Annotated in this window: 24 protein-coding genes; 16 read left to right on the top strand and 8 right to left on the bottom strand. The window is 48.7% G+C overall.

All coding sequences use genetic code 11. The features are described 5' to 3' along the window. Positions 1-35 precede the first annotated feature (35 nt). The 3 genes from GJR95_RS13950 to recQ all read right to left on the bottom strand — a co-directional run bounded on the left by GJR95_RS13950 (position 36) and on the right by recQ (position 4,217). Positions 36-410, bottom strand: a complete 375-nt coding sequence (locus GJR95_RS13950) for a hypothetical protein (protein WP_162386446.1) — start codon at positions 408-410, stop codon at positions 36-38. Between the two features lie 406 nt (positions 411-816). After that, positions 817-1,902: a lytic transglycosylase domain-containing protein gene (locus tag GJR95_RS13945; RefSeq protein WP_162386445.1), complete on the bottom strand. Its 1,086-nt coding sequence runs from the start codon at positions 1,900-1,902 to the stop codon at positions 817-819. A 182-nt stretch (positions 1,903-2,084) separates the two neighbouring features. Further along, positions 2,085-4,217 (bottom strand): DNA helicase RecQ, encoded by a 2,133-nt coding sequence (gene recQ, locus GJR95_RS13940; RefSeq protein ID WP_162386444.1) that lies wholly within the window; start codon positions 4,215-4,217, stop codon positions 2,085-2,087. Between the two features lie 211 nt (positions 4,218-4,428). On the opposite strand from recQ, the gene GJR95_RS13935 reads away from it, so the two are divergent. The 6 genes from GJR95_RS13935 (at position 4,429) to GJR95_RS13910 (ending at position 12,589) form a co-directional block, all read left to right on the top strand. Then, positions 4,429-5,121, top strand: a complete 693-nt coding sequence (locus GJR95_RS13935) for a hypothetical protein (protein WP_162386443.1) — start codon at positions 4,429-4,431, stop codon at positions 5,119-5,121. Positions 5,122-5,335: 214 nt separating this feature from the next. Beyond that, complete coding sequence (locus tag GJR95_RS13930; protein ID WP_162386442.1) at positions 5,336-5,908, top strand: DUF1572 domain-containing protein; 573 nt, start codon at positions 5,336-5,338, stop codon at positions 5,906-5,908. A gap of 130 nt (positions 5,909-6,038) precedes the next feature. Further along, positions 6,039-6,815 carry an META domain-containing protein gene (locus GJR95_RS13925; protein ID WP_162386441.1) on the top strand — a complete coding sequence of 259 codons (777 nt, stop codon included), beginning with the start codon at positions 6,039-6,041 and terminating at the stop codon, positions 6,813-6,815. 164 nt (positions 6,816-6,979) lie between these two features. Next, positions 6,980-10,402, top strand: coding sequence for a ThuA domain-containing protein (locus tag GJR95_RS13920; RefSeq protein ID WP_162386440.1), 3,423 nt, complete (start codon positions 6,980-6,982; stop codon positions 10,400-10,402). A gap of 395 nt (positions 10,403-10,797) precedes the next feature. Then, complete coding sequence (locus GJR95_RS13915) at positions 10,798-12,054, top strand: hypothetical protein (RefSeq protein WP_198424842.1); 1,257 nt, start codon at positions 10,798-10,800, stop codon at positions 12,052-12,054. Between the two features lie 250 nt (positions 12,055-12,304). Further along, the gene (locus tag GJR95_RS13910) at positions 12,305-12,589 is read left to right on the top strand and encodes an osmoprotectant transporter permease (protein WP_162386439.1); all 285 of its coding nucleotides are present in this window, start codon (positions 12,305-12,307) and stop codon (positions 12,587-12,589) included. Between the two features lie 31 nt (positions 12,590-12,620). On the opposite strand, the gene accC is transcribed toward GJR95_RS13910, so the two are convergent. Continuing rightward, positions 12,621-14,129 carry an acetyl-CoA carboxylase biotin carboxylase subunit gene (gene accC / locus GJR95_RS13905; protein ID WP_162386438.1) on the bottom strand — a complete coding sequence of 503 codons (1,509 nt, stop codon included), beginning with the start codon at positions 14,127-14,129 and terminating at the stop codon, positions 12,621-12,623. Between the two features lie 223 nt (positions 14,130-14,352). On the opposite strand from accC, the gene GJR95_RS13900 reads away from it, so the two are divergent. Together GJR95_RS13900 and GJR95_RS13895 are read left to right on the top strand one after the other, a co-directional pair. Continuing rightward, on the top strand, positions 14,353-15,657 hold the full coding sequence (locus GJR95_RS13900) for an aminotransferase class I/II-fold pyridoxal phosphate-dependent enzyme (protein WP_162386437.1): 1,305 nt from the start codon (positions 14,353-14,355) through the stop codon (positions 15,655-15,657). Positions 15,658-15,800: 143 nt separating this feature from the next. Then, a complete protein-coding gene (locus GJR95_RS13895) occupies positions 15,801-15,986 on the top strand; it encodes a histone H1 (RefSeq protein ID WP_162386436.1) in 186 nt (61 codons plus the stop codon). Between the two features lie 73 nt (positions 15,987-16,059). Here GJR95_RS13895 and GJR95_RS13890 read toward each other — a convergent pair whose 3' ends face one another. Beyond that, positions 16,060-16,476, bottom strand: a complete 417-nt coding sequence (locus GJR95_RS13890) for a MaoC family dehydratase (RefSeq protein ID WP_162386435.1) — start codon at positions 16,474-16,476, stop codon at positions 16,060-16,062. A 193-nt stretch (positions 16,477-16,669) separates the two neighbouring features. On the opposite strand from GJR95_RS13890, the gene GJR95_RS13885 reads away from it, so the two are divergent. Further along, positions 16,670-17,911, top strand: coding sequence for an acyltransferase family protein (locus tag GJR95_RS13885; RefSeq protein WP_162386434.1), 1,242 nt, complete (start codon positions 16,670-16,672; stop codon positions 17,909-17,911). 18 nt (positions 17,912-17,929) lie between these two features. Here the strand turns inward: GJR95_RS13885 and GJR95_RS13880 are convergent, their stop codons facing one another. Beyond that, positions 17,930-18,427, bottom strand: a complete 498-nt coding sequence (locus GJR95_RS13880) for a YybH family protein (protein ID WP_394369991.1) — start codon at positions 18,425-18,427, stop codon at positions 17,930-17,932. Between the two features lie 68 nt (positions 18,428-18,495). Here GJR95_RS13880 and GJR95_RS13875 point away from each other — a divergent pair, with 68 nt between their 5' ends. The 7 genes from GJR95_RS13875 to GJR95_RS13845 all read left to right on the top strand — a co-directional run bounded on the left by GJR95_RS13875 (position 18,496) and on the right by GJR95_RS13845 (position 25,151). Continuing rightward, complete coding sequence (locus tag GJR95_RS13875; protein ID WP_162386433.1) at positions 18,496-19,233, top strand: beta-ketoacyl-ACP reductase; 738 nt, start codon at positions 18,496-18,498, stop codon at positions 19,231-19,233. Between the two features lie 168 nt (positions 19,234-19,401). After that, positions 19,402-20,280, top strand: a complete 879-nt coding sequence (locus tag GJR95_RS13870; protein ID WP_162386432.1) for a diacylglycerol/lipid kinase family protein — start codon at positions 19,402-19,404, stop codon at positions 20,278-20,280. Positions 20,281-20,289: 9 nt separating this feature from the next. Next, a complete protein-coding gene (locus GJR95_RS13865; RefSeq protein WP_162386431.1) occupies positions 20,290-20,445 on the top strand; it encodes a hypothetical protein in 156 nt (51 codons plus the stop codon). Between the two features lie 156 nt (positions 20,446-20,601). Then, positions 20,602-21,816, top strand: a complete 1,215-nt coding sequence (locus GJR95_RS13860) for an argininosuccinate synthase (RefSeq protein WP_162386430.1) — start codon at positions 20,602-20,604, stop codon at positions 21,814-21,816. Beyond that, positions 21,800-23,056, top strand: a complete 1,257-nt coding sequence (locus GJR95_RS13855) for a glycosyltransferase family 4 protein (RefSeq protein WP_162386429.1) — start codon at positions 21,800-21,802, stop codon at positions 23,054-23,056. The genes GJR95_RS13860 and GJR95_RS13855 overlap by 17 nt, the downstream gene beginning before the upstream one ends. Positions 23,057-23,177: 121 nt before the next feature. After that, the gene (gene argC / locus GJR95_RS13850; protein WP_162386428.1) at positions 23,178-24,158 is read left to right on the top strand and encodes an N-acetyl-gamma-glutamyl-phosphate reductase; all 981 of its coding nucleotides are present in this window, start codon (positions 23,178-23,180) and stop codon (positions 24,156-24,158) included. A 45-nt stretch (positions 24,159-24,203) separates the two neighbouring features. Next, on the top strand, positions 24,204-25,151 hold the full coding sequence (locus GJR95_RS13845) for a hypothetical protein (protein ID WP_232541185.1): 948 nt from the start codon (positions 24,204-24,206) through the stop codon (positions 25,149-25,151). An 80-nt stretch (positions 25,152-25,231) separates the two neighbouring features. On the opposite strand, the gene GJR95_RS13840 is transcribed toward GJR95_RS13845, so the two are convergent. Together GJR95_RS13840 and GJR95_RS42100 are read right to left on the bottom strand one after the other, a co-directional pair. Then, on the bottom strand, positions 25,232-25,444 hold the full coding sequence (locus GJR95_RS13840) for a DUF4926 domain-containing protein (protein WP_162386427.1): 213 nt from the start codon (positions 25,442-25,444) through the stop codon (positions 25,232-25,234). Positions 25,445-25,455: 11 nt separating this feature from the next. Beyond that, complete coding sequence (locus GJR95_RS42100) at positions 25,456-25,791, bottom strand: DUF6883 domain-containing protein (RefSeq protein ID WP_232541184.1); 336 nt, start codon at positions 25,789-25,791, stop codon at positions 25,456-25,458. Positions 25,792-25,801 lie beyond the last annotated feature (10 nt).

The following is a 25,801-nucleotide window of genomic DNA, read 5'->3' as shown; positions in this document are numbered from 1 at the left end:
GGTTATACTATTCAGACTTTACTTTTTGTCTACAGTTACACTATAGTATGGGTATTTTTCACCCCCAACGAAATAGGCCGTCCCGTCAATCCAGTATACTTGATGGGTGGTGATCCTAACGCGAAGCGCCATTTTTGAGCGGCTGAAAAGAAATCGTGGGGGTAGCCTGCACCCCAAACGATACTAATCTCTGAAACGGGTGAAATTTTCTGTTTGGTTATGGAGACCCTATTTTGGTCATTGACAAACTGTACAATGGCGAATAAGGTCGCCCCGTAGAAGTCGTCAGGCTGCCATTGACATAACCGGGAATTGCCAACCGAGGAACGGGCTAATCGATTAAATGCCAGGGGTTGGTCGGGAATTGGCAAGCAGGGGAGAAAAAACGAACTGTGAGTAGAGATGTTCATACATATAGATTAAATTCTGTCCACTAAGGGTATTAATCAAGATGTATGCCTTTGGCTTGGAAAAAAAAGTACTATATTTTTTTGACTTATGTAAGCCCAGAAAAAGGTATGAAAATGCTTTTTACCTTTATGAAACGATCACCTGGCTTGACTGAAAGCTAATTTAGAATAGATAAGAAGCTACAATTGGATTACAATTTGCTTATACCAACTCAGGCTATGTGTTGCGAATTCTAAACATAAACTTATGTCAGATTCGTAGCCTTCCCAACATCCTCAAAGTAAAGCCGAAGGGTACTTTATTCGCAGCGAATAAAGTACCCTTCGGCTTTAGAATCTTCTCTGGACTTACTTATTAATAGCTAGCCAATAAGCGTGGCAAGCTGACTATTGATTATAAAATAACTTAGAGCCAATCCCAGAAGTGGAGGGGGCGAATGCCTTCACCTTCCCCTTTTTTCCATTGCAGGATACGCGGCCGACGGAATCGCAGGACCATCAGACCCATCATCAATTTTTTGATGGGTAAGCCTGAATTTTGCTTTTCCAGATCCGCATTTGGCATATCCGATAGCTTTTTTGCCGACGTTGCCATGGCAATAAATTGTTCCGTATCGGAAGGGGCTTTTGTCAGTGCCGTATTAGGACGTGGTCCCCAGGTAGGATCAGTGTAGTCGGCGTCGACGAGTTCAACGGTTGGGGCGTCTTTAATTTTCTTCGGAAGCGCCAGTGGTTTGTGCCAGCTTGGCAATGGCTTCATCAATTGCTCAATCGTGGACGTGCGAAGCAGCAAGGCATACTGACGGGGGTTACTCAATAATTCTTTATAAGCCAGAATGCGGAACAGATAGTGGCTCGTTTCGCGGTGTAGCCGTAACTTATAATAATTTGAGTGGCCCTGCTGCTCCATTTTGTTCTGGATATGCGTAATACCACCATTATAGGCAGCGGCAACAAGCGTCCAGGAACCTAATTGACCATACAACTGGTGGAGGTACCGACAAACAGCTATGGTCGCTTTTTCAAGGTCATATCGTTCGTCAAGTTTCTTGCTCACTGTAAGCCCCAATTCCCGGGCGGTTTCGGGCATTAGTTGCCAATAGCCCGATGCGCCTTTAGGCGATACGCAGTCATTGACCAGCGCACTTTCGGCAAGTGGCATAAACCGAAAATCACGCGGAATTTTGTACTTCCGAAGGATCGGATCGATGATCGGAAAAAAGGTCGAAGCCCGACTGCGGAGATCGAAAAGGCATTCTTCCTGAGCGCCGTATGTGCGTAGGGTTTGCAGCCACCGGCGTGATACGCGGGGTTCGTGAACCGGAACTTCTTCTCCGCAAAAATAGATGGGGAAAACGCGTCTGGAGGAGTCGACAACCAGTAACGCGGGGTTGTTCAGGCCGTTTGACGACGGAAGCGATCGGCTCGTATCGGCCCCCCATTTGGGTGGGGCGACAACCGGCGTAGCAACGCTCGGTTTTATCGCGGCCATGAGCAGTGAAAAACTTACTTCTTTAATCAAGATAACGGTATTTGCTGTGAGACATAAGACGAAAAAACCCGTACCGAAGTAGCGGGTCCGTCCAAGAACATTATACGAATATAACTGATAGTCTGGTATATACCAAATGATTGATCTAAGAATTATCCAGCGGTCAGGCAGAAAATAGGATTTTATTTGTCCATAAGGCCTACTACAATGGTCAATTTACTATAGTCGTATCGGCCTCCTAAATGATCGAAAACGGGCTTTAAGCGCCCTTCGTCAAGGCCAACCATTGTGATTGCTTTTTCTATTTCGCGTCGTTCGGCAGGGCTGATTAATGACTCCAGATCAATAGCGTAACCCGCCTTTGAGAGTTGTACTAAGTGACCCGCAATAGAGCCTGTTGTGAGTTTCCGTTCGGCAGCGATCTGCTCAATTGTCATGCCGTTGTTGTAGAAATCGAGGGTCATTAATTGAGTTGAACCTTTCGGCTTTTCACCGGCCTGTACCCGTCCGCGAACATAACCGATAATTTCGTCGAGGAATCGTTTGCCGAACAATTGCAGCTTCCGCTCACCAACCCCGCTGACATTACGCAAAGCATCTGGAGTAATAGGGCGCTGCCGGGCCATATCTTCCAGAGTGGTATCCGTAAAGATAACGTATGGTGGAACGTTCTGCTCGTCGGCGAGTTGTTTGCGAAGTGCCCGTAATCGCTCGAAGAGTTCGTCACGATTGGTTTCAGTTTTGGTCTTTGTTTTTTCGACCACTGCTTTGGGTGCATCATCGGGCCGCACAAGATCGATCCTGCGGTTACCATAAAGAACCTGATCGGCCAGAATACCCCGGCGCAGGGCATAATGCTGATCGTAAGCAACTTCAATAACGCCAATGTTGATAAGCTGGTGCAGGTAGTTACGCCAGTCCTCAAAGCGAAGATCACGACCGGCACCATAGGTTTTAATTTGATCATATCCACCCTGCAACACTTGCTGGCTGCGGGAGCCGCGAAGAATATCGATCAGCAGGTTCATTGGTACGCGTTCGTGTGTGCGAACGATAGCCGACAGCGCTTTTTGGGCGAGAATCGTACCATCGAAGGTTACGCGTGGATCACGGCAGACATCGCAGTTGCCGCAGGGCTCAGACAGTTCCTCCGAAAAATAGGAGAGGAGTATCTGACGGCGACAGGTATGCGCATCGGCATATTGCTGCATGCGCTCCAGTTTGGCCAGTTGAAGACCCAGATTGGCCGGACTGTTTTCGGCCAGCATTTCCTTATACGTTGCTACATCGGCGAAGCTATAGAACAGTACTGTTTGGGCTGCGGCTCCATCCCGACCGGCCCGCCCGATTTCCTGATAAAAGCCCTCAATGTTTTTTGGCATGTTGTAATGAATCACCCACCTTACGTTCGATTTATCGATCCCCATACCAAAGGCAATCGTTGCACACATAATTCGAACATCATCGCGGAGGAATGCCTCCTGCGTACGGGAGCGGTCGGCGGGGTCCATGCCCGCGTGATAAAAGGCCGCATTGAAGCCTTTTTCCTGCAACTTAGCCGCCAGCGATTCCGTGGACTTTCGGCTCAGGCAGTAAATAATGCCGGATGTGTCGGGTTTCTGCTGTAAAAGTTTAAAAATCTGCTGGATACGGTTCTGACCCGGCAATACCTGCAAGCTCAGATTCGTCCGGTTAAATGAGGCCACAAATACGGCAGGATCATTCATGCCAAGCCGTTGCGAAATATCCTGCCGGGTGAGTTTATCGGCGGTAGCAGTCAGGGCAATGGTTGGTGTATCCGGGAACTGCTCCTTCAGAATATTCAATTGTGTGTATTCAGGCCGGAAATCATGACCCCAGGAAGAAATACAGTGTGCTTCGTCAATAGCGAAAAGCGAAATTTTGATGCGTTTCAGGAAATGGAGAAACGATTCGGTCAGCAGTTTTTCGGGTGAAACGTACAGCAGTTTGAGCTTGCCACTGAGTGCATCCTCTTCAATGTCCCGTTGCTCACGGCCATGTTGAGTACTGTTGATATAAGCGGCCGGGATGCCGTTCATATGCAGTGCACCCACCTGATCTTTCATGAGCGCTATCAGCGGTGAAACGACTATGGTAATGCCGGGAAGCATCAATGCCGGAATCTGAAAGCAAACCGATTTGCCACCCCCCGTTGGCATCAGAACGACCGTATCCCGCCCACCCAGAATGGATTGGATGATGTCCTCCTGCATAGGCCGGAACACATCATAACCATAGTATCGTTTTAGGTAGTCAGCAGGATTCTGAGAGCGGATTGGAGCTTCACTGGTCATGGAATGAATTCTATACGTAGTTCGTCGGATAAAACGACGTTCAACAGTAAATACAAAGCGCTATTATCCAATGGCTAACAGGCTTTAGTCTTTCTGTCAAATTTAAGAAAAATTTAAGTGGTTTGCGTAACCAGAATGGTGATTTTATGCTCATCTTTCCGTCGCAATACCCTTAATCCAGTGTTTTTCTAACAAATTCTAATTAGTCATTATGAAAAAGACGTTCGTTATGCTGAGCCTTGTACTCAGCCTTTTAGTCGCTTTTAACGGTGTGGCTCAGGACGAAAAGCCGGGTAAAAATAAGGCTAAGAAAGAGCTAAATGACGCTGATAAAGCGGCTAAGAAAGCTGCCAAAGCTGAGAAGAAAGCAGCCAAGGAAGCAACCATGACCGACGATGAAAAGGCAGCAAAAAAAGCGGCAAAAGCAGAAAAGAAAGCCGCTAAAGAGGCTACCATGACCGACGCTGATAAAGCGGCTAAAAAAGCAAAGAAAGCCGAGAAGAAAGCGGCTAAAGAGGAAAAGAAATCAGCATCGACTGATGCCACTAAACAAGCAGCTGTAGAGGATCGGATGGCAAAAGCCAGAGCAGCCAAAGCCGCTAAAAAGGTCGCTGCGGATGGAGCCGCTACAACTGATAACGCAACGGCTAAAGCATCGAAAAAGGCCGATGAGGTTGCTGGACTGAAAGACGATAAAATGAGCAAGTCGGCGAAGAAAAATGCCGATGAAAAGGTCGCAAAGTTGCCAAAAGAAGAAAAAGCGACTCCTGCCGACTACAAAGCTCCCGTCGACAAAGCCACGAAAGGGCCAGACGGGTCAACAGTTTACATTGGCCCAAGAGGAGGCAAATACTACATTAATAAGAACGGTAACAAGACTTACCTGAGCAGTGTGAAAAACTAACCGGAACGGGATGTTTGCTGGAGTCGGGCCTGGACACTGCTCCGATCAGGCTACAGCAGACATCCCGTTTTTGAAAGTTTGTTGTTATATATCTCTAGGACTTTCGCTTCGAGCCGTGCCACGGTTAGTTTATCCATCAGTAGTAACCACGGTCCGCCGTGCGGTGGCACAGCTCGAAGCGAAAGTCCTAATGTCTTAAACAAATAGCAAAACAATGACTTCGGACTATCTTGAAAGTGCACGAAAACAGTTTGAGTATTATAAACTGCTCGGCGAAAAGACATTTTCTCAGGTTTCGGACGAACAGCTGTTCTGGCAATATAACGAGGCCAGCAATAGCATTGCTACCATTGTCAAACACCTTTGGGGCAATATGCTCTCCCGGTGGACCGATTTTCTGACAACGGATGGCGAGAAAGAGTGGCGGGACCGGGAGGCCGAGTTTGATAACGATATTGCGACGAGAGAAGAACTGCTGACCAAGTGGAATCAGGGCTGGGACTGCCTGCTGAATGCGATTGGTTCCCTAACAAATGAGGATCTGGAAAAGGAAATCTATATTCGGAATATGGGCCATACCGTAACGGAAGCCATTAATAGACAACTGGCTCATTATCCGTATCACATTGGCCAGATCGTTTTTATTGGTAAAATGGTTTGTGACGATAACTGGACATCCTTATCGATTCCAAGGGGTAATTCGAGTACTTATAACGCCGGAAAATTTGCAAAACCCAGGCATAAAGAACACTTCACGAATGAATTTTTAAATACCCGATCAGAGTAACCAGTATAGCTGGGTTGAGCTTGAGTTTGGCCGACTGATTTCATGTGGCCATTCGATTGGAAAAGCCAGGGTTTAAAAGGAATCTGCTCTTAAGATTGTTCTGCTGATAAGGCTCTTATACCCATTTGCCATGCGACTCATTCTGCTCAGCGTTTTACTCCTTTTCGCATCCTGCCGCCGTCCTTCCAAACAGTTGGCCGCTATGTTTACGCCAACGAATCAGTCCGAAATAGCTGATTATACCACGCACCTGAAGGCAGGCGACGAACTTCTGGCCGTAGGCAACGAGCCTTCCTGGTCATTGACCATTAACTCCTCGAAAAATACGCTGCGGTTTAAATCGATGGCTGGCGATAGCCTGAACATACCAGTACCGGAGCGCCAGGCTGATTCAGATGGTTCCTTTCGTTTTGATGCGCCCGTTGAGTCAGGGCGCCTTAAAGTACTATTCGCGCTCGATAGCTGTGTCGATAAACTATCGGGTCAACGGTTCGATTATCGCGTTGAAGTCGATCTACGGGGTAAAAATTATTTGGGGTGTGGTGTTTCCCTGCGTCGAGTCGCACTCCTACAGGACATTTGGGTGCTGACGGACTTGCAGGGTCAACGCATTACAACGAATAGCTCGAAAAGCGAGGCTCCCCGCCTGGAAATTTCGCTCACCGAAGGGTGCGTAACGGGCACAACGGGCTGCAATCGGCTGAATGGGAGCGTACGGGCCGATAGTCGGCTGATTCGGTTCGGGCCGTTGGCAACAACCAAAATGGCCTGTGCTGGTGACGTGAATACGATCGAGGCAAAACTCCTGACCAGTCTGTTGCTCCCCTTGGCGTATCAGGTTGGTGAAGGGAAGCTGATTTTACTACAACAGGGCAAGCCAATAGCCGTATTTAAAAAGGTTGATTAACGGTTCACTGATCGGTTAATTCGAGCGGAGATATCTACTATAGCGTTAGGTTTTTCGTTACTTTTGCTTCTTACTAAAAGACAATCGAATAATCGAATAAGTTAACCTTTGATTTTCTTTCAGGCTGTTTTTACCTAACCAATCTGCAAAAATCCCGAATCTCTATGAAAAACTTCCGGCTCCCCTCCCGCGCGATGTTGCTGGCGGGCGTGCTGGCTGCTTCTGTGCCTGGTATGGCGCAAACGACAGCTAAGCGCAACATAGCCACCAAACCAGCAACGACTTCGGCTCAGGCACCTGTTGCCCTTAACCGGGTGCTGGTTTTCTCGAAAACAAAAGGCTACCGTCACGCATCGATTCCGGTCGGTAAGGTAGCTATTATGAAACTTGGTCAGGAAAACGGATTTGCTGTCGACACGACCGAAGACGCCAGCAAAATCAATGAAGCGAATCTGAAGCAATACAGTGCCGTCATTTGGCTTAGCACGACGGGTAACGTACTCGATGATGCCCAACAGGCGGCCTTTCAGCGATACATTCAGGCAGGCGGAGGGTACGTCGGTATTCACGCAGCCGCCGATACAGAATACGACTGGCCGTGGTATAATCAGTTGGCTGGGGCTTATTTCCTGAGCCATCCTAAACAGCAAAACGCCGAAATTGAGATTATAGACAAAAATCACCCATCAACGAAAATGCTACCCGACCGCTGGAAACGGTGGGATGAGTGGTATAGCTACAAGAATATTCAGCCTGATTTGAAAGTACTGGGTAAGCTGGATGAAAAAACCTACGAAGGCGGTAAAAATGGCGATAATCACCCATTTATCTGGCACCACGATTTCGACGGCGGTAAAGCGTTCTACACGGGTGGTGGGCATACGGATGAATCCTATAGTGATCCGCTATTTTTGCAGCACATTCTGGGTGGTATCAAATCGGTAATGGCCACCAGCCTCAAATTCGGTCAGGCAAAAACACAGCCTTATCCCGAAGAAAACCGTTTCGAACGGCAGGTACTGACGGCCAATCTCGATGAACCAACTGAGCTGGTCGTGCTTGACAACGGTAAGGTGCTTTTTGCCGAACGCAAAGGCGCTCTTAAACTCTGGGACCCTCAGAAAAAATCGGTTAAAGTAGTTGCCAACTTTCCGGTATTTACCAAGTTCGAATACGGCTTGATGGGTTTAAACATCGATCCGAATTACAAACAGAACAAGTGGGTATATGCTTACTATTCTCCGTTGACCGGAAATTCGGTTGCCGATACGGCCCAGCACCTGTCGCGCTTTGTTTACGATGATGTTAAAGACACACTACTGCTGAATACGGAGAAAGTATTACTGACCATTCCGGTAAAACGCGACGGCTGCTGCCATACGGGTGGCTCGATTGCCTGGGACCGGAAGGGTAACCTCTATCTGTCGGCGGGAGACGACACGAACCCTTTTAACTCCGACGGATACGCTCCCATTGATGAACGGCCAGGTCGTAGCGGTTGGGATGCTCGTCTGACGTCGAGTAATACCAATGATCTGCGGGGTAAAATCATGCGGATACACCCCGAAGCAGATGGCACTTACACCATTCCTGAAGGTAACTTATTCCCGAAAGGAAACCCCAAGGCTCGCCCCGAAATCTACGTCATGGGCAACCGCAACCCGTACCGTATTTCGGTCGATCAGCGGACGGGTTTTCTGTACTGGGGTGAAGTTGGCCCAGATGCTGGTAACAACAGCGAAAAGTACGGTCCTCGTGGTCACGACGAAATCAATCAGGCCCGAAAGGCGGGGTACTTCGGCTGGCCTTTATTTGTTGCCGACAACCGCCCTTACCACACACGTACCTTTGCCGACAGCACCGTAGGGCCTCTTTTCGATCCACAGAAGCCCATAAACGATTCGCCCAACAACACTGGTCTGCGCGAGTTGCCGCCGGCTCAAAAAGCATTTATCTACTACCCCTATGCTGATTCGCCGGAATTTGGTGAGATCGTCGGGAAGGGTGGCCGTAACGCTATGGGTGGCCCTGTCTACTATTACGACGACTATCCGGAAACACCCGTTAAATTTCCGCGTGCCTATAACGGAAAATTCTTTGCCTACGACTGGATGCGAGACTGGATTCACCCCGTCACGATGAAAGAAAACGGCGATTTTGTGCAGATGGAGCGTTTTTTGCCCAGCACGAAATTCTCGCATGTGATCGATATGCAGTTTGCTAACGATGGATCGCTTTACACGCTCGAATACGGTCAGCAGTGGTTTGCCGCCAATGCTGATGCACGCTTATCACGCATTACCTATAATGCTGGTAATCGCAAACCAGTTGCTATGGCCAGTGCGAACAAACTGGTTGGGGCGGCTCCGCTGGTTGTGAAGTTCGATTCGAAAGGGTCGATGGATTACGACAATGATGCGCTCAAATACGAATGGTCGTTTGGGAATGGATTGCCCAGGCAGGCAACCGCGAACCCGACCGTGACCTTCAGTAAGCCCGGCACTTATACCGCCATGTTGAAGGTTACTGATGCTGCCGGAAACTCGGCTACAAAAGCAATGGATATTAAAGTGGGCAACGATGAACCCAAAGTTGAGGTCGCTGTTGCTGGGAACAGAACCTTCTATTTCCCAAATAAACCCGTCAAATACGCGGTAAAGGTTGTTGACAAGGAAGATGGTTCCCTTCAGAAGGGAATCAGCCCTGAAGACGTTACGGTAACGATCGATTACCTCGAAGGCTTTGATAAAACAATGCTGGCTCAGGGGCATCAGGCCAACACGGGTTCAGCTACCGGAAAGCGTTTACTTGAACTGAGCGATTGTAAAGCCTGCCATTCGATCGATAAAAAATCAATCGGACCTGCGTATATCGACGTTGCCAAAAAATACAAAGGTGGTTTTCAGGTCGAAGGAAAACTGGCCCGCAAAATCATCAGTGGCGGTGGCGGTGTGTGGGGTGAGCAATCAATGAGCGCGCACCCACAGTTGAAAGAAAGCGAAGCCACCGATATGGTTCGTTATATTCTGTCGCTGGCAAATGAGAAGCCTGCTAACCGGCAGCCACTCGCGGGCGATTACGTGCCTGCTCAGCAGAAAAAAGATGGCTCCTACGTACTTACGGCCAGCTATACCGACCGGGGCAATGGCGACATTGGTCCAAACACGGGTTCAACAACACTGGCTCTGCGGTCGCCCCTGGTGAAAGCGGTTTCGGCCGATGTAAAACAGAATATCTTTGAGTACGACATTCCAAAGATAGGCCCAGCTGCCATCGGTACGCAATCGGGAAGCTTTCTGGCGTTTAACGATGTTGATTTGACCGGTATTCAGGGACTTACCCCAACCGTATTTGCTTCGAATGAGCAAGTTGTCGGTGGAAAACTGGAAGCACGGCTGGATTCTCCTACTGGCACGTTATTGGGAGAAGCCGATGTAAAACAGGGAACAATGGGGCCCGTGAGTTTGCCATTCCGTCAACCGGTTCAGGGCGTTCACAAATTGTACCTGATTTTTGTAAACCCTGATGCTAAACAGAAATCGTTGTTTGCCGTAGATAAAGTACAATTCTCTACCCAGGGAATGTAACTACAATCTGTTTAAAAAAGGACATTACAACCTGTTTTGTACACGGCCCGCTCTGGCGGGTCGTGTTTTTTTATACGCTAGTGTGTCCAGCTAGAGCCACCGATTCGTGTATTCAGTGATGTTTTTGAGCTGTGGCAGTCTGCTCAATATATGAAAATTATTGCCCTACTGGTTAAGCAAAATTTGATCAGGTAAATGTTTACTTTTTACCGCAAAAATTAAGTAACTTGTGCCCTTATAAATCGCCCTGATGAAAACGATTTATAAGGCTGGAAACGCTCCGCAAGGCACGTTGAAAAGCTGTTTAGTTTGCCCCCCAACAAATCCTGAATTTCTTATTTTGACTGCTTACGAAAAGCAGCCTGGCGCACTTATAGTATCACGTAGTTTCATCTATGGAAAAAATTGTTCGGGTCACAGATCCGGTGGTTTGCAAAACGCTTAATAAAATAGGGTGTGCCAAAGAGCTGGCGATTGATGCCAACTTTGCCTTTGATGAGTCAGTAAAGCAGTTTCTGCGCGATTGGATAGAAGATAATTCAGGTTTATCAGCTGCCCAAAATCTGAACAACGAGACTAGTCTTGAGGAGTTCATTGAGAACGGTGCCCTTTATAACTTCTTTAAACACACGAATAAGGCATTGGAGTGTTTGCTGGAACAGCCAGCTATTGCCCACCATTTACTCCGGCCCGTTACTGAAGTCTACTTTCAGGGGGATGCTTATGAGCCTTTATTTGCCAAATTTGAGCAGCGAATCTACAATCTGGCCCTACAGCGCGAGCAAGCTGAAATACCATTTCGGTATAGCCCTCCAAGCCGGCATGGCGTTTACGGCGACACGATCGGACTTGCGGAGATGCATCCAGATCACAGGAGAGAAGATATTGGGGTCTATTTCGGAACCCGGCGTTCCGATCAGACAGCGCTGACCATTCTGGCTCGACAGCTTCGTAGCGCCGTTTCCCCGGCTTCATCGTTGCCGGTTCATGTCATTACGGAAGGGTACATGGAAGATTCGCTTCGTATGGTCAAAAAAATGACCGAGCGCCTACAGGAAGACGAAGTAGCTGAACCGCACTGCTTCGTTATCCAACGACGTCATGCAGCAGACGACCGGCACCTGGGGGCTGCACTGCTGATCATGCAGCCTCAACAGCCTGGCAGGCCACAGCGCATTATCTTCTGCGATACACTGAATCCGTCGGGGATTCCTCCCTGGTGGAATTCGTTCAAGCGAAAAGTAGATGCGGTTTTCCCACAGCCAGACGGAATCTCCCCGGTTTCGGCGATTCTGGAAGATGGTGGCGTTAAACTTCAGCGACTTCATGATGGTGTGCCCGTACGACACCAGGACATTGATTGTGCCTTTTATACGACCTCAATGGTTCGTGCACTAATTCAGATCGCCCAATCTAAGCCAGATGTAATTTTAGAAAGACCTATCGAGGTTGTGGTAAGCCAAATGACGGCCCGAATGTCTGACTATTATGCAGCAGCAAACCAGCCTAAAGAGCAGGAGGTTGTTCGGGAGGTTAATGTCCACTGCCGCTGGGAGACAGGTCGGGAAGCGTTGACCAATATTTTATTAAGCAGACTGACTGAATCGCCACCGCATCAGCCATACGTTGCTGAATTGACATTAAAATTCTGATCGTGCTTTTCGGCCACTCTGCCGATTAGCTAAATTCAATAATTCGTATACTTGTAAGCCGTGATCGAGCATTTACTGTACTCGATCGCGGCTTACAAGTATACCCAGAAGTCTCCTGAAATAGTTCTTCCGTTAGTTATTCGTCGATCGCTACCAGTTATGAACTTCGGCTTGATTGTCAGTAGTATATCGGCCAATTTGCCTGCCAAAACAATGGCCTGCCTCCTGGCTATTTAATCAAGGCTAAACCATGTATCTCTTTTGGATTTTATGGAGTATCGATGCGATAATCTCTCTGGTTTTTGTCTACTTCTTCTTTATTGGCCTGGCTGACAGTACGATTTCATCATCTAATGCAGGGACCTGGGTTCTGATTCTAAGCGGTTTCGCATCGCTTCTGATTGCCAGCTATTGGCTACAGGCCCATCAATATGGAGTTCTGGCCAAGATTATTCTGTTACTACCAGCGGTGCCGTGTTTGTTATATGGCCTGTTCCTGCTTTTGATGTTGAACTCAAAAGCGAGATGGAACTGACGGCATTTTGATTGACTACAATACCTGAAAATTACCCCAATCGATTTGCTTTCCACTGGCTTTTTTTCGTGCCACTTGCCGTGCCGTTCGACATTGACTGAGTTGCTTTGGGCTTCGTATTTTCCAGTAGGTAGGCGGCAAGAACAGCTGCCAATGCGGATTCGGTTGTATTGGCCGGTGTCGCAAGTTTCTCCGGTGTGAAATACTTACTCACAAAACCCGTATCGAACTGGCCGGATCGGAACGCTTCGTGTTCCATCACAAACCGACCGAAAGGCAGCGTCGTCTGAACGCCCGAAATCTGGTATTCATCGATGGCCCGGATCATTTTCCGGATGGCTTCGTCGCGCGAGTCGCCGTAGGTAATGAGTTTGGCAATCATCGGGTCGTAATAAATCGGAATGGCCATACCCTGTTCGAAACCATCGTCAACCCGCACACCATTGCCCTGTGGCCGAATGTACGTATCGAGTGTACCAACATCAGGCAGGAAGTTATTGGCCGGGTCTTCGGCATAAACGCGTACTTCGACCGCATGGCCTTTAATCTGTAGGTCTTCCTGGCGGATGGTCAGCGGTTTGCCCTCAGCGATATAAATCATCTGCTTCACCAGATCGACGCCTGTGATGAGTTCCGTAACAGGATGCTCCACCTGAAGGCGCGTGTTCATTTCCAGAAAATAGAAATCGAGCGTATCATTCACAATGAATTCGACGGTTCCGGCTCCGTAATAGCCACAGGCACGGGCTACGTCGACAGCGGCCTGGCCCATTGCGTTACGGATTTCGGGCGTTAGAATAGCCGACGGCGCTTCTTCTACCACTTTCTGATGACGGCGCTGCACCGAACATTCCCGCTCGAAGAGGTGAATAATATTCCCATGCTGATCGCCCAATACCTGAATTTCGACGTGCCGGGGCGAGGTGACGTATTTCTCAATGAATACCGATCCATCGCCAAAGGCCGACAGGGCTTCACTAACCGCCCGGTCCATCTGCTCATCGAAGTCGGCCTCGCTTTCGACCACACGCATGCCTTTACCGCCCCCGCCTGCACTGGCTTTAATAAGTACCGGATAGCCAATTTGAGCGGAGATCACTTTGGCCTCATCGCGGTCAGTAATGGCCGACGGGGTTCCCGGAACCATTGGAATATTATAATGGGCCACAGCGGCTTTGGCTGCCAGTTTACTACCCATAACTTCAATACTTTCGGGTGAAGGCCCAATAAAAAGTAGACCTGCATCGCGGACTATCCGTGAAAAATTCGCATTTTCGGATAAGAAACCGTAGCCAGGGTGAATGGCATCTACGTTTAGTTTTCGGCAAACCTCAATAATCGTATCCGCCTTCAGGTAGGATTCGGATGAGGGGGCCGGGCCTACACAAACTGCTTCATCGGCATAGCGGACATGCAAGGCATTTCTGTCGGCTTCGGAGTAAATGGCTACCGTTTGAATGCCCATTTCCCGGGCTGTACGCATGATTCGGAGGGCAATTTCACCCCGGTTGGCCACTAGAATTTTCTGGATGGTAGGCATAAAGGATGTAGGGTAATAGAGTCTGGACGCTGGATTTTTGGCTGTAATTGGTTGGCTACAATCCAGAGTCTATTGTCCAAGATCTTCCCAAATTAAAGCAATTGTAACAAAACGATTATAAAACTGAATTTTCGGGGATGAATTTGTACTCCCAAAAGTTAAGCGTATTTTTGCACTTACCGCGTAAAAAAGAAGGGATTAGCCCATTAAACAATAAAAAAAAGTGGATTTATTTGAGAAACTGCGCACCAATCTAGGCCCAATCGGCTCGCCATCCCGCGAGTTCAACGGCCACCATTATTTCGCGTTCCCCAAACTTGAAGGCGAACTTGGTCCCCATATGCGCTTCCAGGGCAAGGATATGCTCAACTGGAGCCTGAACAATTACCTGGGGCTGGCTAACCACCCCGAGGTTCGTAAGGCCGATGCGGAAGCAACTGAGAAATGGGGGTTGGCTTACCCGATGGGTGCCCGGATGATGTCGGGTAACAGCGATCTCCACGAACAGTTCGAAAAAGAACTAGCTCAATTTGTTGGAAAAGAAGATGCGTTCCTGCTTAACTACGGTTATCAGGGCGTTATGTCGGCCATTGAGGCTGTTGTTGATCACCGCGACGTGATCGTTTACGACGCCGAGTGCCATGCTTGCCTCATTGATGGTATCCGGCTTCACAAAGCCAAGATGGGCGAGTACTACAAGTTTAACCATAATGACATGGCTAGCCTGGAGAAAAATCTCCAGCGGGCTACAAAAAAAGCGGCTGAGAAAGGCGGCAGTATTCTGGTCATTACGGAAGGTGTGTTCGGTATGTCGGGTAAAGTGGGTAGCCTTGACAAGATTGTAGCACTCAAAAAAACGTATAATTTCCGTTTGCTGGTCGACGATGCGCACGGCTTCGGTACGATGGGTGCAACCGGCGCGGGCGTTGGCGAAATGCTCGACTGCCAGGATGGTATCGATCTGTATTTTTCGACGTTCGCCAAATCGATGGCAGCTATTGGCGCGTTCATCGCCGGCGACCACGACATCATCATGTACCTCAAGTACAACATGCGGTCGCAGACGTACGCCAAAGCCTTACCGATGCCTTATGTGGTGGGTGGCCTGAAACGGCTCGAAATGATCCGGAACTCCGACGAGTTTCGCGAAAAGCTCTGGACGAACGTGCGGGCGTTGCAAAACGGTCTGCGCGAACGTGGGTTCGACATTGGTGATACCCAATCGCCGGTAACGCCCGTGTTGCTACAGAATGTGAAGGGGGGTATTCCGGAAATTACCGCTCTGATCCGTGACTTGCGGGAGAATCATGGGATCTTCTGCTCAATTGTTGTTTATCCGGTAGTGCCGAAAGAGATCGTTATGCTGCGAATCATCCCAACGGCTGCCCATACGCTCGACGATGTACACTATACACTCGAAGCATTCTCGGCAGTAGCTGAAAAGCTGGCTAAAGGCGAGTACCAGCAAAAAACGACCCAAATCGCTCCAGAAACCCTGGAAGTATCGGCTGAAGCAGCCACTGAGTAGGGTTTTTGTCAAAAAGTTGCATTTTTTTGTTATTTTTTTGGCTAACCTATTGCGCTGTATGGGAGAATGACTAAATTTCAGCCGAAAACCGCGTTTTTAGCGGAATTTGGGCATTTTTCACACTTAAACCCATACATATCGATATGGCTCGCTTCGATGAAGTAAAAAATCTGGTTATGTCGCTGGAAGGCGATTTTGAAAAGTTCTACGAGAAGAATAACCAGGCTGCCGGTACTCGTGTTCGGAAAGGGATGCAGGATTTGAAGACGCTGGCGCAAGCCATTCGTTCGGAAGTTCAGGACACCAAGAACAATGCTGAAAAAGCATAGTCGGGTCTCTTTGCGAACATAAAACTCCCTCGTCAGGCATGGATCTGGCGAGGGAGTTTTATTTGATCGATTACTATACGATTTTTTCGCGGTGCATCAGGGTCGCGATTCCGCGGGTCGTCACTTTTTTGGTCTGAACATCGCGAATCTCGCCTAAAATCTGGGCTGTATGTTTAGCTGCATCAATCGACTGTACCGTAAATGTGGCTTCATAGTCGGTATCAACGAACATAGGACGCAGAAACTCCAGGGTCTGGCTCAGATAAACCGATCCGTAGCCCGGAAATTCGGTGCCGAGTACTTTGGTGAATACACTTGCTCCGAGCATACCATGAATAATGGGCCGTTTGAAAGGCGTTGTCGCGGCAAAGTCAGCGTCGAGGTGAAGCGGATTATTATCGCCCGTAACTCGGGCAAAATCGGCTACCTCGGCTTGCGAAAACCGGAAAGCATACTGATGAACGGCGTTTAGTGCGAATTCTGGAATCATAATGAGTAATGAATATAGGACTTACTTTGGCTAGGAGCCGTGCCACGGTTGCTAGTGATGCGTAAACAAACCGTGGCACGGCTCCTAGCCAAAGCCCTGGAATAATGAAACAAAAGTCGGTAAAATTCGGGACGTACCTCTAAATCATTCGCCATTTATCATTCATTATTCTCCCGTACCTTCGCGGATAATTATGCTTAAAAACCTGTTTTCCCTCAACACGTCCCAGACGAAGCGCGTGTTTGGGTTAGATGTCATGCGGGCAATCGCGATCCTGGTTGTAGTCGACGCCCATGCACGAGTTGCTCTGGGTGACTACTATAGTGGCGCATTCTGGCATCAGCTTATCCCCGATGGCGTAGAGCTTTTCTTTGTGTTAAGCGGCTTTTTAATCGGCGGTATCCTGATTCGATCGTACGAAAAAAAAGGTCGTTTCGATGGCGATTTGCTCCTTAATTTCTGGACGCGCCGGTGGTTTCGCACGTTACCCAATTACTACCTGGTTCTGGGTGGGTTAATTGCTATTACGCTGCTGCGCGCGTGGCGCAGTGGACTACACCATACATTGCCCGCCAAAGGGATACTGATCAAGTATTTTTTCTTCCTTCAAAATTTTGCCAGTTTCGTTCCTGATTTTTTCCCGGAAACATGGAGCCTGGCGATTGAAGAGTGGTCATACATTACCCTGCCGCTGGTATTATGGATCATGCACCTGGTGTTACCTGCCCGTTGGCCACGTCAGCGCATTGTGCTGGTAACGATCCTGTTTGTCATAATCGGAACAAATCTGTATCGCTTCATTACGGCATTGCAAGTGCCTATTTCGGCGGGTGAACTGGGCTATCGGGGCATCGTTCTGGCCCGGCTGGATGCGATCTCATACGGTGTACTGGCCGCTTATGCCAAGCAGTATTTTCCAACTCAGTGGACTAGTCAGCAAGTCCGGCAACGATTGCTTACCGTCGGCATTATTCTAACGGTACTGGCTGCTTTTTCAGCGTCTATCTATATTCTGCGGTTCTATGTGGTCTCGGGCATTTACCCTGCCTACGTTTTCTACAAGCGAACGTTTTATTTCCCATTTATTGGGCTGAGTATGGCTCTGGTAATGCCGTATATGGATGGATGGCGGATGGCTGGTGGTGGCTGGGCGCGTTTTGGTATCGCACGCGCCATTACGCACATTAGCCTGATTTCGTATTCCATGTACCTGCTCAATCTGACGCCCATTATGATGACAGTTATTGAGCATTTTCCGACAACGTCACTTACTGTCGGCTGGTTGAAAGTGGCGATTTTCTGGGTGCTGGTAGTGGGATTATCGACGCTGTTGTTCAAGTATTTTGAAAAACCTGTCACCGAACTACGCGACCGGATATCGAAGAAAGAACCGACTTTGCTGACTGAGCGGAAAGGAGAACGGGTAAATGAGTGAGTTAGCTCGTTCGGTTTTTTAGCTCGTATGATCGCTGACAATAATCCAGCGTTTTTTGATTTTACGCCAGAGCAATGTAAAATGACCGCCCTTGTCGCCGATCTTAGGCCGGTTTAGGTGCCAGCGGCCAATGACGTAAGCAACGTTGGGCGCCGGAAAATCCATTTGCAGGATGTCGAACTTAAGCGTTCCCATCGAGTCCCGGTCTGGATAGCGTTTTTTGTAATTGGCCAGTGTAGCCATATAGCCATAAGTGATGCCTGTTTGGCTGACAAAAGTAAGCGAGTCGGAAGGCCAGTAGGTACTCATAAACCGATCAACTCGTCCGGCGTTCCAGTCGTTGGTCTGTTGCTTAAGAGCCAGTAGAATCGCCCTCCGGTCGGTAGCCTGTTGACTGAAAGCGGGGAACGTAACTAAACTGAGTAAGGTAAGAATGAAGAATTGCTTTATCGTTGACTGCATTTTTCGCAAGATCTGAGCAGGAGAGACATAAATAGAAAGACCAAGATTTAGCATAATTGATCGTTGATAGAATTTATTCAATCATAATACCGTACACTTAGTTTATTGTTTATTTCTAAGCCATGCGATTACAGGACAAAGTTGCTATTATTACCGGCGGGGCTCGGGGTATTGGCCAGGGAGCTGTCGACTTATTCTGCCGTGAAGGAGCCACCGTCATTATCTGGGATTTGCTTGACGAAGGCGAGGCAACAGCCCAATCGATGCGGAATCAGGGTTTTCGCGCTGATTTTATGAAAGTCAGTACGACCGATGTACCCGGCATTGAAGCGGCTGCCCGTGAGGTATTTGACCGATACGGCCGTATTGACATTCTAATCAATAATGCCGGTATTACGCGCGACAAAACCCTGCTCAAAATGTCATTTGCTGAATGGCAACAGGTTATTGATGTGAATCTGACGGGTGTATTCAATTGTACGAAAGTCATTGCGCCCTATATGGTCGAGCAGCAATACGGTCGGATCATCTGCACCTCGTCTATCAACGGCGTTCATGGGGCTTTTGGCCAAACGAACTATGCGGCTGCCAAAGCCGGAATCATTGGCATGGTTCGGTCGTGGGCGAAAGAACTCGGTCCGAAAGGCATTACGGCTAATGCAGTCGCGCCGGGCTACATCCGAACACCGATGACCGACGCTATGCCCGAAGAGGTTAAAAAACAGGCGGTGTCCACTATTCCTGTTCGGCGTATCGGCGAACCACAGGATATTGCCTATGCTTATTTGTATCTGGCATCAGACGAAGCTTCATTTGTGAATGGGCATGTTCTGGCCGTTAATGGTGGACAAGCCCTGTAAGACCGAATACGACAAACTGATTACCTTTACAGAAGGATTCAGCATTATGCCTCTATGAACCGAATCAGAAAATTCTACAGGGAGTACAAGCCATATATTTTTTCGGATGGCTGGTACTACGTTTTTATTGTCGTTTTTATTCTCATACTTTTTATTTTCTTTTCCTGAGTGGCCACTTTATCGTCCGTTCTGGCCATCATCAACCCGCTGTCGGGCACAACGACTGCCGAGCAGAAAGCCTTGCTGCGTGATGCGTTTCTGCGTAAGGCCGAGGCACTCGGTTATGCTCCCGAAGTTGCCATGACCGCCCATGCCGGTCATGCAACTGAACTGGCAGCCGACGCTGTTCAGCGGGGTTTTAGCCGGGTATTAGCCATTGGCGGAGATGGTACAATTAATGAAACGGCGCAGGCATTACGTCGATCGGCCACCGCGCTGGGAATTGTGCCGATCGGTTCGGGAAATGGACTGGCCCGGCATCTGGGCGTTCCACTCAATCCGATGAAAGCCGTTGAACGAGCCCTGAACGGCAGACCCGTAGTGATTGATAGCGCCGAAATCAACGAGCATCCATTTTTCTGCACCGCCGGATTGGGCTTCGAGGCTCATGTTGCCCATGCGTTTGCGCAGCAGGCCGTTCGTGGTCTGCCTACCTATATGCGAACCGCATTTCGGGCATTCTGGGCTTATAAACCGACGCGATTTTTACTCGATGGTCAGGAAAAAGAACTGTTTTCGCTTACGTTTGCCAATGCCGGTCAGTTTGGTAACAATGCCTGGATGGCACCTAAAGCCAATATTGCCGATGGGCGGCTGGAACAATGTGAAATACGCCCTTTCCCGGCGCAGGCTACCGGTATATTAACCTGGCGACTTTTTAATAAAACAATCGATCAATCAGCCTATTGGCGCGGCCGATCCATTACGAAAGCTATTGTTCAGGCCGAAGGACCGTTGCTCATTCATGCCGATGGCGAACCGTTGACATTGCCCGACGGGAAGGCCGAGGTTCGAATAGTACCAGGGAGTTTATTGGTGCTGTTATGATTATATTCTATGCCCAGACCAAGCCGTAAACTAGTCGTTACGGAAGCGATTGGAAGCGGGGAAATTCCCATAAAAATAGGGTATAAATCGATCTATGGCGAACAGTGGCGTTTCGATTCAACTCCCCAGCGAATCGAACTTCGAAACATTAAAGTTGATGCGTAAGCAATTAAAAACAGCTAATCTGACCGCCAATTAAAAACGATAACAAATTCATTGGCGCAACATAACGCTGAAAGCCCGATATTTGCCCCTCCAAAACTATCCTGATGGCGGACAGGCAAACCCAAAGCGGTTCAGTGTCCGGTGTCCAATGTCTAAATGTCTCAGAAAAAAGTAGTTCTTGCCTTCAGCGGAGGCCTCGATACCTCCTTTTGCGTTAAATATTTGTCCGAAGACCGGGACATGGAAGTTCACTCTGTACTGGTCGATACGGGCGGCTTTTCGGATGCCGAAATCAAGGCTATCGAAGAGCGTGCCTACTCGTTAGGTGTAAAATCTCACGCGACTATATCAAAAACAGATGACTACTATCAGCAATGTCTGAAGTTTCTGGTATTTGGTAACGTGTTGAAGAACAATACCTACCCACTAAGCGTAAGTGCCGAACGGATCTTTCAGGCTATTGCGGCTGCTGAGTACGCTCGGGAAATTGGTGCAACAGCCATTGCCCATGGTTCGACCGGAGCAGGTAATGATCAGGTGCGATTTGATATGGCCTTCCGGATCATTATTCCCGATGCCGAAATCATCACGCCCATCCGTGACCTGCGCCTATCGCGCGAAGCCGAAATTGAGTATCTGAAAGCGAAAGGTGTTGTTCAGGAATGGCATAAAGCGGCTTACTCGATCAACAAAGGATTATGGGGTACATCGGTTGGCGGCAAAGAAACGCTCACATCGGATCAATTCCTGCCCGAATCAGCCTGGCCTACGCAGGTCACAAAAACAGAACCCGAAACCATTACGCTGACTTTTCAGCATGGTGAAATTAAGGCGATCGCCGGGTCGACGTTCGACGACGAAACGTTTGCCAATCCGGTTGATGCGATCCGTAAACTGACCGCACTGGCAGGGCCTTTTGGTATTGGCCGCGATATTCACGTTGGCGACACCATCATCGGCATCAAAGGTCGTGTTGGTTTCGAAGCACCGGCTCCGCTGATCTTGATCAAGGCGCATCACACGCTCGAAAAACACGTGCTGGGTAAATGGCAGATGTACTGGAAAGAGCAACTCGCCAACTGGTATGGCACGATGCTTCATGAGGGGCAGTTTATGGACCCCGTTATGCGGAACATCGAAACCTTCCTGAGCGATACTCAGGGCCACGTATCGGGTAAAGTTCATGTGCAGCTGGCACCTTACCGTTTTCAGGTACTGGGTATCGAATCGGATTATGACCTCATGTCGTCGGTTTTTGGTAGTTACGGTGAAATGAACAATGCCTGGACGGGCGACGACGTGCGGGGCTTCTCGAAGGTAGCTTCGAATCAGGTCATGATTTACGAGAAAATCCGTGAACATAATTCTTGACGCCAGCCCGCTGGGTATTGGGTTTTATCACCGGCAGGCTCGAACCGGCATCAGCCGCGTTGTTGAACAGTTAGTTGCTGGTCTGCAACAGGCTGATGGCGTTAATCTGCTATTAGCCGCACCGACACACCTGGCCGAAACGATGCGCTATGCGCAAACCGCGTTTGGAAACCGGGTCCCGTCGTTTGCAAATGCCTCTGGCGAACAGTCGCTGGCACGGTTTGAAAACAGCCTGCTGAGCCCTTTGTCTCCAGATGGTAAACCGTCTAAAGCTATTCGGGAAATGGCTTATCGGACGCGTCGTGCCTTTGGGCGGGAGGTGTCGCGTTTTGAGGTAGCTCAGTTGCCAGATAATTCCGTATACCACGCTACCTTTTTTCCAGCTCCTGAAGTGCTGCGCAAAAATCAGCGTATTCCAGTCGTGCAGAGTGTCTATGACATGATTCCGATTTTACACCCGGAGTGGTTTACTTCCGGCGAACAAACCGTGAAGCAGGTGTTGGCGACGCTTCCGGCCGATGCCTGGGTAACGACCATTTCTCAGGCAACAAAAGACGACTTCTGCGAGCATACGGGTTTCGATTCTAAGCGGGTCGTTCCGATTTTGCTGGCGGCTTCACCAGCGCTGTTTTATCCCGCCGTCGATGAAGATCGAAAACGGGCCGTGCGGCAAAAGTTAGGCATTGGCGATGAACCCTATCTGCTGAGTCTGGCTACGCTGGAGCCACGCAAGAATATTGCTCATCTCATTCGCTGTTTTGGTCAGCTGGTCGATGGAGGAGAACTGCCCGCTGATGTGAGACTGGTATTGGTCGGTACCAAAGGCTGGAAATTTGACGAGATAATGGCAGAGGCCAGTAAAAACCCGGCGTTAGCATCACGGCTAATTTTTACGGGTTTCGTGCAGGACGAAGAGCTGGCTCCACTCTATGGTGGAGCAACGGCATTCGTTTATCCTTCTTTATACGAAGGATTTGGCCTGCCACCGTTAGAAGCTATGCAATGCGGGCTGCCGGTGATTACGTCTGATATACCGGCCATTACGGAAGTTGTGGGCGATGCCGCCATTCGCGTTTCGCCAACCGATACCGATGCGCTTTGCCAGGCTATAACTACAGTGGTAAAGTCACCGTCGATCCAGGCTGAATTGACGGCAAAAGGGTTAAAACAGGCAACCTTGTTTTCATGGGACAAATTCACCGCAGAACACGTTGTCTTATACAAACGAATCCTTGGCTAATGGTTTAGTCGGGGAAACGATATCTCTTTTCAGTGGCGTATGACTCGAGGCTCAAGAGAAGAATCAGGAAAACAATTGAACTACGGGTTAGAAGACGCATTAACTGGCCCTGCAAGATAGTATGGAACTGAATGTTGGTATCATTGGTGGAGCTGGCTACACGGGTGGCGAATTGCTTCGAATTCTAATTAATCACCCATTTGTTAACGTAGCTTTTGTGCATAGCAAAAGCCAGGCGGGAAAACCCGTTTGGGTAACCCACACCGATCTGCTGGGTGACACGGACCTGACGTTTTCGGGAGAAGAACCGGCAGTTTTATTGGCTCAGGAAGGGCTGGATGCTGTTTTTCTATGCTCTGGGCATGGCGCATCCGCTACGTTCATGGCCGAAAATGAAATTTCGGACGACATTACCGTCATTGATCTTAGCACCGATTTTCGCGATGAGCACGACGATTTCGTTTATGGCATGCCCGAACTTCAGCGTGAACGGATTCAGGAAGCCACGCGAATTGCGAATCCGGGTTGTTTCGCAACCAGTATTCAACTAGCCCTGCTGCCCTTGGCCAAAGCGAGCCTTTTGCTGAATGACATTCAGGTTAGTGCCATTACGGGCAGCACCGGTGCAGGGCAGGCTCTCGTACCAACCACGGGCTTTACGTGGCGCAATAATAACATTTCGATTTATAAAGCATTTACGCATCAGCACCTGACCGAAATCCGCCAGAGTCTAACAACACTCGACCCGGCTTTTACTCACGCGATCAATTTCATACCCTACCGGGGGGACTTTACGCGCGGTATCATGGCAAACGTCTATACGCCGTTTGCGGGTACGCTGGATGAAGCTAAAGCCTTGTACAAGACTTATTATGCCAATCACCCGTTCACGCACGTAAGCGATACGGCCGTAGATGTAAAGCAGGTGGTGAATACGAACAAATGCTTTCTGCATCTCGAACTCCATGACGGGCAATTGTTGATCACAAGTGTCATTGACAACCTAACCAAAGGGGCTGCTGGTCAGGCTGTTCAGAATCTGAATCTGGTGTTTGGCTTACCCGAAGATACGGGGCTACGCTTGAAATCCGTAGCATTTTAGCGCAAAAACAAGTAGAATTACCAGCTCACCTCTGGTTCAACTTGTATGCAATCCTTGCTTGGAAAGGCTTCATTGGTAGCCACTTTGATTGGTTTATTAGTGGCCTGTCGTTCAACGAAAGAACTTTATCCGCAAACAAAATTCGGGAGCGATTACTGCGCTCCCGTTTTGCAGTATACCTACAACCCGGCCTACCTGCCCCGCCCCGACATTGATTCTATTCTGCTGATTGATACCAGTCTGACCAACCGGTATACACGACATGATTTGCTCATGGCTAATGCCACGGGCGTTTTGCCTTTATTGCAGGAACTGAATCAGTTAGTGAAACGGGTGCCTACAACGGATGTACGCTTAGAGCAGGTTATAAAACGACAGCAAATCCAGCAACGCTTATCGCTGGCATCGACGGAGCTGTCGAGCTTTGCGGCCGAACTGGATTGTGAAGGCGAACGCGCCGATCAATTGGCTACTTATCTGGACCAGAAAGATACCCGACGCATTCGCCGACTAACAATTTTTTCGGTCGTTGTCGGTGCGATCACAACGGTAGCGACTGCACTAATTGAGGCCGATAACGCGTCTAAGATTGTGGGCATATCGGGTGGTCTGGTCAGTGCTACAGCCGGTGGACTTGCCGCGTTTTCGTCTAACAAGACCGTTTACTTTGCGCATAAACGGAATCTGCTGGCCGATCTTTGGTACCAGCCTAAACAATCGTCGGTTTATCCACCGCTCATCTGGTATGTACTCAACGAAAAATCATTCAGCAATGGCGGTCAGACATCTATCAGCCACAATACACGCCAACGCTGGCAGGGTTTTGTACTGACTGGAACAGCTAAAGATCAACAGGAGTTATATTTTGGATCGGGCGGAAATTATCAGGCCGACGACCTGCATACACGGGCTAATATGCTGAATCAACTCCAGTCGTCAGTCCGGTCAATAAACCAGGATTTGCAGGGCTTAATGCTAAGTTTGGCAAATTGATCTCGCTCCTCAATAGCCATACCACTCTCCCCCCCATTTCTGTAAACTCCGGCGGATTTCGGCCTCGCGGGTGTTATAATTTAAGCGGCAATGGGCTTCTGATATACTTTCAATAGCTGAGTAGCTGGCAAAACAGGCATAGCGTAGGTAGCACCGTTTAGATCAGCAAATTCAACAAGAAAATTTCCATTATCAAACGTCTCTACAATAGTTCCCAAACTGCCTTTTCGCAATTTTTCGGCTGGAATATCGGTGAGCAGTACAACGACATCTAATAAAGTGGGCGAATCCATAATTTATTGCGCTAATCGTTTATATAACAACTGACTAATCGGGGAAACGATTCATTAAATATAATAATCCATGCTGTTCTAATTGTAGCTGTTCGTTCCTGGTGAGTCATTGTAAAATCTACCGTATATAAATCACCTTGCTGATTTGGGCCAGCCGCTTGCACCTCGTTCAACAGTATTTCCGTTAAAATCGTCTCCTTAAGTAAGAGGTAATCGGTTGCAGTAAGTCCCAGAACTGATTTAAAAACGCGGGCCTTATGTTTTCCCGTGATATGGGTCTCGGATAAGCAGTAATCAACTAACTTTTGGTCGTCAATATAGGCCTTTTCGGCAAAAGGTAGGAGCATGGGACAAATG

Origin of the sequence: Spirosoma endbachense, assembly GCF_010233585.1 — a bacterium.
In the GTDB taxonomy this organism is placed as follows: Bacteria; Bacteroidota; Bacteroidia; order Cytophagales; family Spirosomataceae; genus Spirosoma; species Spirosoma endbachense.
The sequence above is the reverse complement of the archived record's forward strand: the minus strand, read 5'-3'. Positions and strand labels throughout refer to the sequence as shown.

Coding starts and splice junctions, on each gene's coding strand:
- argC (WP_162386428.1), top strand. CDS start 23,178: ATGGAACTGAATGTTGGTATCATTGGTGGAGCTGGCTACACGGGTGGC.
- recQ (WP_162386444.1), bottom strand. CDS start 4,217: ATGACCAGTGAAGCTCCAATCCGCTCTCAGAATCCTGCTGACTACCTA.
- GJR95_RS13935 (WP_162386443.1), top strand. CDS start 4,429: ATGAAAAAGACGTTCGTTATGCTGAGCCTTGTACTCAGCCTTTTAGTC.
- accC (WP_162386438.1), bottom strand. CDS start 14,129: ATGCCTACCATCCAGAAAATTCTAGTGGCCAACCGGGGTGAAATTGCC.
- GJR95_RS13840 (WP_162386427.1), bottom strand. CDS start 25,444: ATGGATTCGCCCACTTTATTAGATGTCGTTGTACTGCTCACCGATATT.
- GJR95_RS42100 (WP_232541184.1), bottom strand. CDS start 25,791: ATGCTCCTACCTTTTGCCGAAAAGGCCTATATTGACGACCAAAAGTTA.
- GJR95_RS13950 (WP_162386446.1), bottom strand. CDS start 410: ATGAACATCTCTACTCACAGTTCGTTTTTTCTCCCCTGCTTGCCAATT.
- GJR95_RS13860 (WP_162386430.1), top strand. CDS start 20,602: ATGTCTCAGAAAAAAGTAGTTCTTGCCTTCAGCGGAGGCCTCGATACC.
- GJR95_RS13930 (WP_162386442.1), top strand. CDS start 5,336: ATGACTTCGGACTATCTTGAAAGTGCACGAAAACAGTTTGAGTATTAT.
- GJR95_RS13880 (WP_394369991.1), bottom strand. CDS start 18,427: ATGCTAAATCTTGGTCTTTCTATTTATGTCTCTCCTGCTCAGATCTTG.
- GJR95_RS13895 (WP_162386436.1), top strand. CDS start 15,801: ATGGCTCGCTTCGATGAAGTAAAAAATCTGGTTATGTCGCTGGAAGGC.
- GJR95_RS13910 (WP_162386439.1), top strand. CDS start 12,305: ATGTATCTCTTTTGGATTTTATGGAGTATCGATGCGATAATCTCTCTG.
- GJR95_RS13885 (WP_162386434.1), top strand. CDS start 16,670: ATGCTTAAAAACCTGTTTTCCCTCAACACGTCCCAGACGAAGCGCGTG.
- GJR95_RS13920 (WP_162386440.1), top strand. CDS start 6,980: ATGAAAAACTTCCGGCTCCCCTCCCGCGCGATGTTGCTGGCGGGCGTG.
- GJR95_RS13890 (WP_162386435.1), bottom strand. CDS start 16,476: ATGATTCCAGAATTCGCACTAAACGCCGTTCATCAGTATGCTTTCCGG.
- GJR95_RS13945 (WP_162386445.1), bottom strand. CDS start 1,902: ATGGCCGCGATAAAACCGAGCGTTGCTACGCCGGTTGTCGCCCCACCC.
- GJR95_RS13915 (WP_198424842.1), top strand. CDS start 10,798: ATGGAAAAAATTGTTCGGGTCACAGATCCGGTGGTTTGCAAAACGCTT.
- GJR95_RS13925 (WP_162386441.1), top strand. CDS start 6,039: ATGCGACTCATTCTGCTCAGCGTTTTACTCCTTTTCGCATCCTGCCGC.
- GJR95_RS13865 (WP_162386431.1), top strand. CDS start 20,290: ATGCCCAGACCAAGCCGTAAACTAGTCGTTACGGAAGCGATTGGAAGC.
- GJR95_RS13845 (WP_232541185.1), top strand. CDS start 24,204: ATGCAATCCTTGCTTGGAAAGGCTTCATTGGTAGCCACTTTGATTGGT.
- GJR95_RS13875 (WP_162386433.1), top strand. CDS start 18,496: ATGCGATTACAGGACAAAGTTGCTATTATTACCGGCGGGGCTCGGGGT.